At 63.5% G+C, this 13,580-nt stretch carries 11 protein-coding genes; 3 read left to right on the top strand and 8 right to left on the bottom strand.

What is annotated here, in order from left to right:
• Nucleotides 1-256 precede the first annotated feature (256 nt).
• Entirely contained in the window at nt 257-1,849 is a 1,593-nt protein-coding gene (locus tag DQW77_RS03020) for a 2-isopropylmalate synthase (RefSeq protein ID WP_113256706.1), read from the top strand.
• 312 nt (nt 1,850-2,161) lie between these two features.
• Here the strand turns inward: DQW77_RS03020 and DQW77_RS03015 are convergent, their stop codons facing one another.
• Nucleotides 2,162-2,743, bottom strand: a complete 582-nt coding sequence (locus DQW77_RS03015) for an NAD(P)H-dependent oxidoreductase (RefSeq protein ID WP_113256705.1) — start codon at nt 2,741-2,743, stop codon at nt 2,162-2,164.
• 67 nt (nt 2,744-2,810) lie between these two features.
• On the opposite strand from DQW77_RS03015, the gene DQW77_RS03010 reads away from it, so the two are divergent.
• Entirely contained in the window at nt 2,811-3,395 is a 585-nt protein-coding gene (locus tag DQW77_RS03010; RefSeq protein WP_113256704.1) for a TetR/AcrR family transcriptional regulator, read from the top strand.
• A 657-nt stretch (nt 3,396-4,052) separates the two neighbouring features.
• Here the strand turns inward: DQW77_RS03010 and DQW77_RS03005 are convergent.
• Complete coding sequence (locus tag DQW77_RS03005) at nt 4,053-5,936, bottom strand: acyl-CoA synthetase (protein ID WP_113256804.1); 1,884 nt, start codon at nt 5,934-5,936, stop codon at nt 4,053-4,055.
• 281 nt (nt 5,937-6,217) lie between these two features.
• Here DQW77_RS03005 and DQW77_RS03000 point away from each other — a divergent pair, with 281 nt between their 5' ends.
• A complete protein-coding gene (locus DQW77_RS03000) occupies nt 6,218-7,243 on the top strand; it encodes a Fe(3+) ABC transporter substrate-binding protein (RefSeq protein ID WP_113256703.1) in 1,026 nt (341 codons plus the stop codon).
• A 28-nt stretch (nt 7,244-7,271) separates the two neighbouring features.
• On the opposite strand, the gene DQW77_RS02995 is transcribed toward DQW77_RS03000, so the two are convergent.
• The 6 genes from DQW77_RS02995 to DQW77_RS02970 all read right to left on the bottom strand — a co-directional run bounded on the left by DQW77_RS02995 (nt 7,272) and on the right by DQW77_RS02970 (nt 13,531).
• On the bottom strand, nt 7,272-8,693 hold the full coding sequence (locus DQW77_RS02995) for an FAD-binding oxidoreductase (RefSeq protein ID WP_113256702.1): 1,422 nt from the start codon (nt 8,691-8,693) through the stop codon (nt 7,272-7,274).
• A gap of 49 nt (nt 8,694-8,742) precedes the next feature.
• Nucleotides 8,743-9,555 (bottom strand): MBL fold metallo-hydrolase, encoded by an 813-nt coding sequence (locus DQW77_RS02990; RefSeq protein ID WP_113256803.1) that lies wholly within the window; start codon nt 9,553-9,555, stop codon nt 8,743-8,745.
• 61 nt (nt 9,556-9,616) lie between these two features.
• Complete coding sequence (locus DQW77_RS02985) at nt 9,617-10,201, bottom strand: GNAT family N-acetyltransferase (protein WP_113256701.1); 585 nt, start codon at nt 10,199-10,201, stop codon at nt 9,617-9,619.
• Nucleotides 10,201-11,463, bottom strand: coding sequence for a pitrilysin family protein (locus tag DQW77_RS02980; RefSeq protein WP_113256700.1), 1,263 nt, complete (start codon nt 11,461-11,463; stop codon nt 10,201-10,203). The genes DQW77_RS02985 and DQW77_RS02980 overlap by 1 nt, the downstream gene beginning before the upstream one ends.
• Entirely contained in the window at nt 11,460-12,848 is a 1,389-nt protein-coding gene (thrC, locus tag DQW77_RS02975; RefSeq protein WP_113256699.1) for a threonine synthase, read from the bottom strand. Before thrC ends, DQW77_RS02980 begins: the two co-directional genes overlap by 4 nt.
• A complete protein-coding gene (locus tag DQW77_RS02970; protein ID WP_113256698.1) occupies nt 12,845-13,531 on the bottom strand; it encodes an SURF1 family protein in 687 nt (228 codons plus the stop codon). Before DQW77_RS02970 ends, thrC begins: the two co-directional genes overlap by 4 nt.
• Nucleotides 13,532-13,580 lie beyond the last annotated feature (49 nt).

Raw genomic sequence — 13,580 nt, 5'->3', positions numbered from 1 at the left:
TATCAAGCCCGTTCGGTGAATGCCCGGGGGCAAATTCCGGGGTTTCCAACAGCCGCCGTCAAGCCTATAATAACCGGCATGCGAACGCAGGGTCACAGCCATACCGTAATCGCACCGTCCATCCGGCCGGCGCCTTGTGCTGTCGCCGCCCTGCTGCTCCTAAGCCGCCTCTGAGCGTGCCGTGATCCGGCGCGACCGCTCAGAGGATGTGCCCATTTCGCGCCGACAGGCTTAGGACAATCAAAAGAGACCCGACATGATACAGACCGACAAGAACCGCGTTTCGCCGGAGCCCGGCAAGGATCGCGTGATGATCTTCGACACCACCCTGCGCGATGGTGAGCAAAGCCCCGGCGCGACCATGACCCATGACGAAAAGCTCGAAATCGCGGGGCTGCTCGACGAGATGGGCGTGGACATCATCGAGGCCGGGTTTCCGATCGCCTCCGAAGGTGATTTCCGCGCCGTGAAGGAGATCGCGGAACGGGCGGAAAATGCCGTTATATGCGGGCTGGCACGGGCCAATCTCAAGGATATCGACCGTTGTTGGGAAGCGGTGCAGCATGCCAGGCGTCCGCGCATCCATACCTTCATCGGCACCTCGCCGCTGCATCGCGCGATCCCGGACCTTACCCAGGAAGAGATGGCCGAGCGCATCCACGAGACGGTGACCCATGCCCGCAACCTGTGCGAGAATGTACAATGGTCGCCCATGGACGCCACGCGCACCGAGTGGGATTACCTCAAGCGCGTCGTCGGGATCGCGATCGCGGCCGGCGCCACCACCATCAACATCCCCGACACCGTGGGCTACACCGCCCCGGTGGAAAGCGCCGACCTGATCCGCCGCCTGATCGCCGAGGTGCCGGGCGCGGACGAGATCATCTTTGCCACGCATTGCCACAACGATCTTGGCATGGCCACGGCCAATGCGCTGGCCGCCGTCGAAGGCGGCGCCCGGCAGATCGAATGCACGATCAACGGGCTTGGCGAGAGGGCCGGCAACACCGCGCTCGAAGAGGTGGTGATGGCGCTCAAGGTGCGGGGTGACATCATGCCCTTTGCAACCGGCGTCGACACACGCAAGATCATGAACATCTCGCGCCGGGTCGCCACCGTGTCGGGGTTTCCGGTGCAGTTCAACAAGGCGATTGTCGGCAAGAACGCCTTTGCGCATGAATCCGGCATCCATCAGGACGGCATGCTCAAGAACGCCGAGACGTTCGAGATCATGCGGCCCGAGGATGTGGGTCTCAGCGAGACCAATATCGTGATGGGCAAGCATTCCGGCCGTGCCGCGCTGCGCTCGAAGATCAGGGAGCTGGGCTACGATCTGGCCGAGAACCAGCTTGGAGATGTCTTCTACCGGTTCAAGGAACTCGCGGACCGCAAGAAAGAGATCTATGACGAGGACCTGATCGCGCTCGTCCATGCCGGCACCGACGGCGAAAGCGACCGGCTGAAGATCAAATCCCTCAAGGTGATGTGCGGCACCGACGGCCCCCAGACCGCGCACCTCGTAATGACGGTCGACGGCGAGGAGAAATCGACCGAGGCCACGGGCGACGGCCCGGTTGATGCCACCTTCAACGCGGTCAGGGCGATCTTTGCCCATGATGCACGTCTGCAACTCTACCAGGTCCATGCCGTGACCGAAGGCACGGACGCCCAGGCCACCGTCAGCGTACGGATGGAAGAGGACGGACGGATCGTGACGGGCCAATCGGCCGACACCGATACCGTCGTCGCTTCGGCCAAGGCGTATGTTCACGCGCTCAACCGCCTCCTCGTGCGGCGCGAGAGGACCGGCGGCGACACCCCCGAGGTGAGCTACAAGGACGTGTCCTGAGGGCCGGCCCGTCGGCCCGTTGCCTGGCTGCATCGGGGGCCCAAGGGGCCGGCGCCCGCCGCGAACCGGTCTCCCGGCGGGCGCTTCAAGAATGTCAGCACATGTCTTGCAAGCCCGCCCGAGACCGGCTCTCTCCCCCGCAAGCCAGACCGGAAAGACCTCGGAATATCCCGTCCGGTTCTTGGGCCGCATGGAGTCAGGCCCCGCTGCAGTTTGGGCCCGCCGTGAGACCAATCCTGTCAGAGGGGCGGCTCCGGAAAATATTGTCATTCCGATTGCATGATTCGCTTGTGCTGTACCTGTCCCAATCGGTCAGGCTGCGGAACGGCCAAGGGATTCGGCCCGTCCGAGCCAGCCGGCGATCTTTCCCGGATCGGCCAGCTTTACCGGCCCGAACTGCACTTGCCGGCGTGTCCTGATACCGCAAAAGCCCAGAACCTGATTGCGCAGCACTCGCCGGCCCGGCTTGCGGTACAGCAAGACATCCAGCCACGGCGGGGTGTCGGAGGTGATGAAGGTATCCGCCGTGCGACCTGTCAACAGCTTGTCCCATCCCATGCCGCGATCGTGGTACCTGAAGGCGAATCCCGAGGTCAGGGCCCGGTCCAGAACCGCCTTGGCGCGCGCGGGCATCGCACCCCACCAATACGGGTGCAGCAGAAGCACATGTTCGGCCCAGGCCAGGTTTTCCCGCCATTGCAGAAGGTCCGGCTCAAGCGCACGAGGGTCGGCCCCGTACCCCTCGAAGGCCGGATCGAAGCTCATCCCCGCGAGGTCCATGCGTCGGATTTCGGCACCGCGGGCCGCAGCCCCCTTCTCATATGCGTCCGCCAGCGCAGCACTGAGGGAGCCAGGCTTGGGATGCGCCACCCATATGAAGATCTTGCGGGTCATGAGGGTTTCTCCATTGACTTTACATCGTGTCTATTGACACGCTGTCAATTAGGGAGGGCTTTACGCTATGTCAAGTACAAATCCGACAACCCGCACCCGTATCCTCGACGCCACGTGCGAGTTGCTGGAATCGACCCCGGGCACTGGTGCGCGCATGTCGGACATCGCGAAACGCGCGGGCGTCAGCCGGCAGGCGCTCTACCTGCACTTTCCGAACCGGACCGAGCTTTTCATCGCCGCGACCCGGCATCAGGACATCGCGCACGGTCTGCACGCGGCACTGGATGCCGGTATTTGCAGCGGCCGGGGCACAGACAGGCTCGCGGCCCTCGTCGCGACCTGGGGCGCGTATATCCCGCACATCTTCGGCATGGCCAAAACGCTGATGGTGCTCAAGGAAACAGACGAGGAGGCCGCCCGCGCCTGGAACGAGAGGATGGGTGATTTCCGCGAGGCTTGCTCAACCGTGGTGACGGTGCTGGCACGCGACGGGCAACTGACCGCCGCGATGACGCAGGAGGAATCAACGGATTGGCTCTGGACGCAGCTGTCAATCACCAACTGGGAGCTCCTGACCCAGAGCTGCGGATGGGACCAGGCGCGCTACGTGATGATGATGCAGCAGGCGGCACACCGGGTGCTCACCGCGTGAGGCGGCAGGATCCGGCGCCGGGACCGGAGCGCGGTTGCCACCACCGGGCCCGCCACGGGCGCAGCGTCGCCGCACAGGCCTGATCGCGCATCACCCCCCTGCCCTCGGGCGGCGCCGTCCCTGCTTCATCTTTCCGGAAATACTCCCGCCGGAGGCGCCCCGAGGAAACCACCGAAGTCGGGTGACGAGAGTTAAAGCGCGCCCGAAGGGCGCTCGATCCTGAAAGAGCCAACCCAGACAAAAGGCGGGCGCCGCCCCGACACGGCCCGGCCCGTCCTAAACTGCAATCATGCAGAACTTGCGCAGCGTCTCGGCGATTTCCCGGAAGCAGGGCCGGCCCTTTTGGTGATCAAGAACGGATCGGCCTTGATACATGTCCCGATCCTCCTGGCGGGATGGATTAGCGTGACCGCCCCGCGCCGGCCGTCATCATCTCGTCCACCGGGTAGCCGTCATGGAATTCTTCCCGGCACGTGGCGCATTCCCGGAGGTCCGGGCAGTTAGATTAGTCCGCGGAGGAGAAGACCGTTTTGTTCTGCTCGGTCCTGTCGCCGGTGGTGAACGCCTCCGGCGCGGTCATTTCCGATGGTTCGCAATCTTAAGACTCTGCCGGATGACGGAAATCAATGTCCGCCATCTGTCTTTCCGTTGCATTCGTCACTCCGCCCATTCCCAGGGCCGCACGAGCTGGCCCAGCACATGATCGATGGCGTCTTCCTCCACCTCGCCGGTCCGTTCCAGCTGGGCCACCAGGCCGCGCTTCTTGCTGTCTACAACCTGCGCCACGCGTGCCTGCAGCCCGGCCTCCGTGAGCGCGGCGTCGTAGACTCGTGTTATCGCGCGCTTGCGCAGGTCCGGCTTGAAGACCTTGCCGACCGCGGTCTTGGGCAACTCGTCCAGGATCTCGACATGACGCGGAATCGCCGCGCGCTCATGGACATGCACCTTGCAGTGCTCGCGCAGTTCCTCGCCCGTAACGCTGCCACCCTCGACAAGCTCCACATAGGCGCAGGGAATTTCGCCCGAATGCGCGTCGGGCTGGCCAATGGCACCGGCGACAGCCACGGCATTGTGGGCCATCAATGCCTCCTCGATGTCGGCCGGATCGATATTGTGCCCGCCACGGATGATCAGATCCTTGGCACGGCCCGTGATCCAGAGGTATCCGTCCTCGTCCATCCGGCCGAGATCTCCGGTGCGCAGGTATTCGCCATGATAATACAGGTCATGGTTCTTCGCCGCCTCGGTATAAGTGTTGCCCACATTGACCCCGGGATTCGAGATGCAGATCTCGCCCACTTCGTCGATCGCGCATTCCACCGGCCCGTCAGGTCCGTCCTGATAAATGCGAACGTCGGTGTAAGGGAACGGCACCCCGACCGACCCGACCTTTTTCTGTCCTTCGGGCGGATTGCAGGAGACGAGGCATGTTGCCTCGGTCAAACCGTACCCTTCGATCACCGTCATGCCGGTGGCACTCTCGAATCTCCTGAACAGTTCCAGCGGCATCGGCGCGGACCCCGAAAACGCGTTTTTAACCGTCGAGATATCCGCATCCACGCCCCGCTGCATGAGCGCCGAAACTGCCGTGGGAACGGTGATCACGAAGGTGGTCTTCCAACGTTCGCACAGCTTCCAGAAATTGTCGAACACACCATCCCCGCGATAGCCGGCAGGGGTTGGAAAAACGCCATGGGCCCCGGACTTGATCATCGCCATCAGGATCACGTGGCAGGCAAAGACATGAAAAAGCGGCAGAGGACACATGATCGAGTCCTCTTCGGTGAACAGAAGCTGATGCCCCAGCCAGCCATTGTAGACCATGCCGGAATACCGGTGCTGCGCAACCTTCGGCATGCCCGTGGTGCCCCCGGTATGAAAATATGCCGCGACCCTGTCCTCGCCCGTTTCCGGAAAATCCGGGGTGACGCTCTGCGCCCTCATTTCAACGGCGAAATCCTTCAGATCGGCATGGTGATTATCCGGGTTTTTCGGCCGCACCAGCGGCACGATCCAGCTTTTCGGCGGGCTGAGATAGGTGTTGAGATCGACTTCCAGAACCGTGTGAACCGAAGGGGCATGGCGCACCGCTTCGGCGCATTTCTGGGCGATGTCCGTTTTCGGAAACGCCTTCAGGGTGACGACAACCTTGGCATCCGTTTCGCGCAGGATGGCGGATATCTGTTCGGGTTCCAGAAGCGGGTTGATCGGATTGACGATCCCCGCCACGGCCGCGCCGACTGTCGCCACCGCCGTTTCGAGGCTGTTGGGCAAAACCAGAGAGACGACATCGTCCTCCTTGATCCGAAGACTGCGGAAAAGGTTCGCCGCACGGCAGACCTGTTCGTGAAACTGCATCCAGGTCAGTGTCCGGGAATTGTCGCGAGGTCCCGAAAGAAGCTGGAAACTGACCGCCGGGCGATCCGGAAAGGTTTCCGCCGTGTCCTTGAGCATCCTGTAGAGTGTCTCGGGGCGCTCGCGCGACTCCCAGGGTGTTTCCCGTTCGATATCCAGCGCGTCCTGCCGCGAGGCGAATGTCATGTCTGTCCTCCCCATCGCGCCCTGACTGTGGCGCCCTCCTCTGATGAGCATGGGCATGAACGGCGCACCACGCAAGTTTTACGCAACGTTCACATGGCGGGATGATGTCGCAAACCCCTTTTGCCAAAGAGGTTTTGGATTTTGCCCCGAAAAGCGACCCCGGCCATGGCGCCCTTTTGCCGCGTGAATGGAAACATGGTCCCGGATTTCTGTTGACTCTTTTTATCGGAATAAGCAGAAATTGCTGACAGAAGTAGTCGGAAAACAGAAAAGGAGACAACATGACTTCCCCGGCCCCCTTCCGTGCTCTCGGCGCGGCTCTGATCCTTGCCATTGGCGCCACCCCTGCCATCGCGCAGGAAGTGAACATCTATTCCAGTCGCCATTATGATTCGGATGCAGAGCTTTACGACGCTTTCACCGACCAGACCGGCATCACCGTCAACCGGATCGAGGGCGGCGCCGATGAACTGATCGCGCGCCTTTCGGCGGAAGGCGACAACAGCCCCGCCGACGTTTTCCTGGCCGTGGACGCCGGCCGGATGAGCCGCGCCGAAGAGGCCGGCGTTCTGCAACCGTTCGACTCGGAAGTGATCACCACGCGCGTGCCACCACATCTGCGTCATCCCGACGACCTGTGGTTCGGCATCTCTCAGCGGGCCAGGATCATCTTCTACCACGAGGACCGTGTCGAGAATCCGCCCCGCACCTACGAGGCCTTGACTGACCCGGAATGGAAGGATCGAATCTGCATCCGGTCTTCAAGCAACGTCTACAATCAGTCGCTTCTGGCCTCGATCATAGAAACCCATGGCGAGGACGCTGCGCGTGACTGGGCCGCGGGGATCGTGGACAACATGGCCCGTGCTCCGCAAGGTGGCGATACCGATCAGCTGCGCGGCCTGATCTCGGGAGAATGCGACATCGCGGTGGCCAATCACTACTATTTCCTGCGCGGATTTGATCGTGACATTTCCGGACTCACCGACGGAATAGAGAAGCTTGGCTGGATCTGGCCGAACCAGGCCGAACGCGGGGCGCATGTGAACCTTGCGGCGGCTGGCATGACCGCATCGGCCCCCAACCCCGAAGCCGCGCGTGCCCTGCTGGAGTTCATGACAAGCGAGACGGCACAAAAGCACTTTGCCGGTCAGAACAATGAGTACCCCGCCGTACCGGGTGTCGGGCTGGACGAGGACACCGCACGCCTGGGCTTCTTCATAGCCGACAGCACGACCCCGACCGCCGCGTTCAGCCGCAATGCCAAGGCGGCGCAGGCGATATTCAACGAAGTCGGTTGGGATTGACCCGGGGGGTCATCGGGTTTCACCCCTTTTAGGGACCCGGGCGCAGAACGGCGCCCGGGTTCATTATGCCCGCCGGGTCCAGTGCAGTCTTGATCGCACGCATTGCATCCAGCTTCACCGGATCGCCGTAACGCTCCAGGTCGGCCACTTTCAGGCGCCCGATACCATGTTCGGCGCTGACCGATCCACCCATCTCGTCCACCAGATCATGCACCGCACGCTTGATCGCATCGCGCTTGCCCCGATGGTCGGCGCGGGTTTTGCCCGGCATCGGAAAAACGTTGTAATGCAGGTTCCCGTCCCCCAGATGGCCGAAGCAGTTGATCCGGAACTCCCCGATTTCCGCGATCACCGCACGCCCCTTCTCGATGAAGTCCGGCACCGCGCCCATGGGCAGCGATATGTCATGTGAACTGACTGCCCCGATACGGCGATTTGCCTCGGGGATCTGTTCACGCGTTTCCCAGAACTGATGGCGCTGCGCCTCCGACCGCGCGATCAGTCCATCGCTGACAATGCCCGCGTCCAGCCCCTCGGCAAACAGCCGCTCCAGCGCCTGTGCAGGGTCCAACCCGCGCGCCAGCCCCACGTCGATCAGGACGAACCAATCGGGGGGCGCGGCAAAGGGTTGGCGCAGGTCCGGAACTGTTTCGGCCAGAAATTCCAGCCCTTGCCGGTGAATGATCTCGAAGGCGCTGATGCCCTCGGCCATGTGCGCACGCGCCAGCGCCAGCAACTTCAGTGCCGCCGCGGGGTCCGGTACGATCATCAGCGCGGTGCCCTCGCCCGCCGGGCGCGGCGCCAGCTTCAATGCCGCGGCGGTGATCACGCCCAGCGTGCCTTCAGCCCCGATCAGAAGGTTCCGCAGGTCATAGCCGGTGTTGTCCTTCCGCAGACGCTTGAGGCCGTTCCACACCCGCCCGTCCGGCAGCACCGCCTCCAGCCCAAGGCACAGGTCGCGGGCGTTGCCATAGCGCAGTACGTTGACCCCACCGGCATTGGTGGCCAGGTTGCCGCCGATCTGCGCGCTGCCCCGTGCCGCGATGCTGAGCGGGAAGAGCCGTCCGGCCGCATCGGCGGCTGCCTGAATGTCGGCCAGCACCGCGCCCGCCTCGGCCTCCAGCACGTTTTCCTCTGGGTGAATCGCGCGGATCGCGTTCATTCGCTCAAGGCTCAGCAGGAGAGGCGCCGGCCCGTCCGGCATGATCTGCCCACCCACGAGGCCGGTGCCACCGCCATAGGGCACCACCGGCACCTTCGCACGGGCAGCGGCCCCGACGGTTGCCGCGACCTCTTTGGTACTGCGTGGCCGCACGACGATACCGGCCTGACCGTGCCAACGGCTGCGCGGTTCTTCCAGATGATGCGGCTCGGGCGCGCACATGTCCAGCCCCGGCAGCGCCGCGCGCAGCGCCTCGACGAAAGTACTGTCAGCGGGGGTCAGGGCCATACGTGACACTTAACACATGCGCACCCTCCGTCCAGCGGCTGACAGAAGCTCAGGGATCCCGAAGGTATTCGGGCCGCAGCACCGTGATCGTCGGCCGGGAGGGAAGGTCCCGCAAGGACACCGTCAGCGCGTTGGCCCCGTTGTCCCTGATCGCGTAATCCTCCGACATCCCGTCGAGAAACCGCATCAGGCCGGCCTCCGAGAACCAGTGCATCGGGATTACCACGGAGGCGCGGAGGCGCTGAAGCACGTCGATCATCGTCGGAAGATCCAGCGTTATCCCCCCGTCGACGGCGGCCATGACCACATCAAGCCGGCCGATGGCGGCGTATTGTTCCGGCGTCGGTTCGTGATGGAGATGGCCCAGGTGCCCGATGCAAAGGCCCGCTGCCTCGAAGATGAAGATGGAATTGCCATCGCGCTCCACACCCATGCCCGACCGGATGTCGGTCGGCACGTTACGGATCAGCATGCCGCCAAGATCCAGATGATGTTCGGCCCGCTCGCCGGGCTCGCCCCAACCTCGCAGGACATGCGGAATGGCCGGATCCGGATAGGGCGTCCAGTGCGTGGAATGGGCGTGGTTCATCGTCACCACGTCGGGTATGAAATCCACGTTGCCCACAAACCCGGTGTAGTCCGTGACCGCCGACAACCCGTCGACCGTCTGGATCAGGAAAGCCGCATGAGCCACGTATGTGATGCGCACCGCCTGATCAGGCACCGGATCGCGAAACGAAGCCCGGTGCAGATATTCCACCCCGGGGGTGTCCTGTCCGATAGCGATACAATGGCTTGGACGGCGTTCCTGCGCCATTGCGGGCAGGGAGAACATGGTCAGGAAAAGGATCAGTCGGATCATCTGCGCCACCTCCGCCAAAAAACATAGCGCAAAATTCTGCGGCGTCACCGCGGCTTTCACTTCAACCCGCCTCGGTCCGCCCTCGCCGGTCCGCGCGCAGTGCCGCATAGAGGACATGTGTGCGCCAGCGGCCGTTAATCTGAAGGTAGCTCTGTGCGACCCCTTCATATTTGAACCCGCATTTTTCAAGCAAAGCCCGCGACGCGGCATTCTCGGGCAGGCAGGCGGCCTCGATCCGGCTCAGGTCCATCCGGGTAAAGGCATGATGCACAACAGCGAGAATGGCTTCGCACATGTATCCCTGCCGCGCATGGGGTTGCCCTATCCAGTACCCAAGCGTGCCCGATTGCGCAGGGCCGCGGCGGATGTTGTCAAGCGTTATCGCCCCCAGAAGGGTGTCATCATCGCGGCGGAAGAGAAAAAGCGGCAGGGCCGCCCCACCTGCGATGGACCTTTGAGCCCAGTAAACACGGTTGGTGAAACCCTTGCGCGCAAGATGATCGGCGGCCCAGCTCGGTTCCCAGGGAGTGAGGAAATCCGTGCTGGCCCGGCGCAATCCGCTCCAGTGGCGGAAATCGGTCAAGGCAGGAGGGCGCAGGGTCAGCCGCTCGGTTTCGAGCCTGATCTTCCTGCGCGGCAGGAACATCAGGCTGCACGCCTTTCCTGCAGAGCCTCCAGCGTCGGCGCGGCGTCCACGGGCCCATAAAGCGCCATCGCCGCCGGTGCACGCAGTGCGATATCCCCGGCAATCTCGCGCACATCCTGCAGGGTGACCGCTTCGATATGGCCAACGACTTCCTCCAGCGGCGGCACACGCCCCCAGATCTGGAGCATCCGCGCCATGCGCTCGGCCCTGTTCGAGGGGCTTTCCAACCCCATCAGAAGCCCCGCTTTCATCTGTGCGCGGGCGCGCTCCACCTCGGCGGCGCTCATGTCGTCGGCGGTGCGCCGCAATTCGTCTACGGTTATCTCGGCCAGCCCGGCCATCTGATCGCCACTGGTTCCCGCATATATCGTCAGCATGCCGGTATCCGCATAGGCCCCGGCCTGCGCGAAGATGGTATAGCACAGGCCCCGGCGTTCGCGGATTTCCTGAAACAACCGCGACGACATTGAGCCGCCCAGCGCGCTGGCATAGACCTGCGCCGCGTGGATTCGCGGATCACAATAATGCGGGCTTTCGAAGGCCAGCGCGAAATGCGCCTGTTCCAGATCCTTGGCGTGACGTGTTTCTCCCCCCTTGAAACAAGCCAGCGGGGGCGCCGCCGCCGCACGGCCGGGCATGTCACCGAACAGCTTCTCGGCCTCCGCCGCGATCGCATCGTGGTCCACCGCGCCGGCGGCCGAAAGGATCATCTGCCCCGGGTGGTAGTGGCTGTCAACGAAGCCTTCCAGATCAGGTCGGTCAAAGGTTTTCACCCGTGCCTCGGGTCCGAGGATCGTGCGGCCCAGCGGGTGATCGGGATAGGCCTGCTCCTGCAACCAGTCGAAGATGATGTCGTCCGGAGTGTCATGGGCCTGCCCGATCTCCTGAAGGATGACGCCCCTTTCGACCTCGATCTCACCGGAATCGAATGCCGGATGGCGCAGGATGTCGGCCACCACATCGAGTGCCAGCGGCACGTCTTCTCCCAGCACGCGGGCATAATAGGCCGTGACCTCGCGGCTTGTATACGCGTTCATGTAACCGCCGACGTCCTCGATGGCCTCGGCGATCTGCAGTGCCGAGCGGCGCGCGGTCCCCTTGAAGGCCATGTGTTCGAGGAAATGCGCGATTCCGTTCTGCTCGGCCCGCTCGTGGCGCGCCCCGGCCAGCACCCAGACACCGATGGCAGCGGATTTCATCCCCGGCATGTGCTCGGTGACGACGCGGAACCCGTTCGGCAGGGTCGTGAGATTTACTGTCAATTCCCGGTGCGCTCCTTGATGAGTGTTTCCAGCATGGCCAGGTCGTTGGCGACCCCGGTGATCCGCTCGGGTCGCTCATACAGGTCCGACATGCGCTCGGGCAAGGGGGGACGGATGCCGGTGGCCGCCGCTACCGCATCGGGAAACTTGGCCGGGTGTGCAGTGGCGAGGGTGATCATCGGCGTGCCCGGCACCCGCTGCTCCTGCGCGACCTTCGCCCCGACAGCGGAATGCGGACACAGGAGTTCTCCTGTCGTCCGCCAAAGACCCGCGATGGTGGCACGGGTGTCATCCTCGTTGCAGACGCCGCTGTCGAACGCCTCGCGCAGGGCCTCCAGCGCACCCTGGCTGACGCTGAAACCACCGGCTGCAAGTTCGTCCATGAGCTGGGCAACGGCTCTGCCATCCTGTCCATAGGCATGGAACAAGGCCCGCTCGAAATTCGAGCTCACCTGGATGTCCATCGACGGGCTGATCGAGGGCACCACGCCGGAGGGCCGGTATTCCCCGCCGCTCAGGCAACGATGCAGGATATCGTTCTGGTTGGTGGCCACCACCAGCCGGTCGATGGGCAAGCCCATGCGCCGCGCGACATATCCCGCGAACACATCCCCGAAATTGCCCGTGGGCACAGTGAAACTGACCGCGCGGTGCGGCGCGCCCAGGCTGACGGCGGCGGTGAAATAGTAGACCACCTGCGCCAGCACACGCGCCCAGTTGATCGAATTGACACCAGCCAGCCCGACCGAGTCGCGGAAGGCAAAATCATTGAACATGCCCTTCACACGCGCCTGGCAGTCGTCGAAATGCCCTTCGACGGCCAGGGCATGCACATTGGCCTCCGCAGGGGTGGTCATCTGTCGCCGCTGGACCTCGGAAACCCGGCCTTCGGGATACAGGATGAACACATCCGCCGCATCCAGACCGCGAAACGCCTCGATCGCCGCACTGCCGGTATCGCCGCTGGTCGCGCCCACGATGCACACCCGCTGGCCGGATCGCTTGAGCGCCGCCTCGAAGAGTTGCCCGATCAGCTGCATGGCGAAATCCTTGAACGCCAGTGTCGGGCCGTGAAAAAGTTCCAGCAGGAAATGACCGGAGTCCAGTTGCACCAGCGGGGCCCGGGCCGCATGATCGAAACCGGCATAGGCCCGCGTGATGATGTCCTGGAATTCCGCCTCGGTGAAGGCGTCGCCAATGAACGGGCGCATGATCCGGAAGGCCGCCTCCTCGTAGGACACACCCTGAAGCGCGGCGATGTCGGCGCGCGACATTTGTGGAATGAACTGGGGCAGGTAAAGGCCGCCATCGCGTGCCAGCCCGGTCATCATGGCGTCTTCGAAGCCCAGGACGGGCGCCTGACCCCTCGTGGAGATGTAGTTCATGTCGGTCCGTCCTTCGCGCCACGGCGCATCCGCACAATGAGATAGAAGGTCATCGCCAGCCAGATCGCGGCCAGTGAAAACCAGGTTATCGCGTATTCAAGGTGATCGTTCGGAATGCCGCGGGTGTCGACCGGCAAAGGCGTCACCGGGGCGCCGGAATACGACAATTCCCGCGCGACCAATAGGACGGGGCGTGCGCCCAGCACCTGTGCCATCTCCGGAAGATCGCGCGCGAACCAGGTGTTTTCGGAGATGTCATTTTCCGGGGTGGACGCGTTGCGATCGTCGGGCCAGTGCAGATTCCCGATCACGGTAACCGGCTTATCGGGCGGTGAGGGTATCTCGCGCGCCACCTTCACGAAGCCACGGTCGACCAGGATGACCCGATCCCCGGTGTCCAGCGGCGAAATCACACGGTAGCCCGCACCGATCCGCTTGCGGCTGACAAGCACCCGCAGGGCACCGTCACCGAACCGTCCGGTCACCGTCACCGGCAGGTACTTGTCGGCCTCGGGATCGAGCGTTTCCGGCAGGGCCACCGGATCAGCGGCGATGCGGGTCTCGATATCGGCGAGCACACCCTCTTTCCACGCCAGCCGCTGCATCTGCCAGACACCAAGTGCGATCAGGACGGCCGCCCCCGCAAGTCCGAAGATTACCGGCGCCACAATCCTCGCTCGCATGTTATCCCCTTGAAGCAAAGATGCGGAAGGCAGCCCCCCGCATCCTGTC

This window comes from Roseovarius sp. TE539 (assembly GCF_003298505.1).
Classification (GTDB): Bacteria; Pseudomonadota; Alphaproteobacteria; order Rhodobacterales; family Rhodobacteraceae; genus Roseovarius.
Note: the sequence above shows the minus strand (reverse complement) of the source record. Positions and strands in the feature narration are given on the sequence as shown.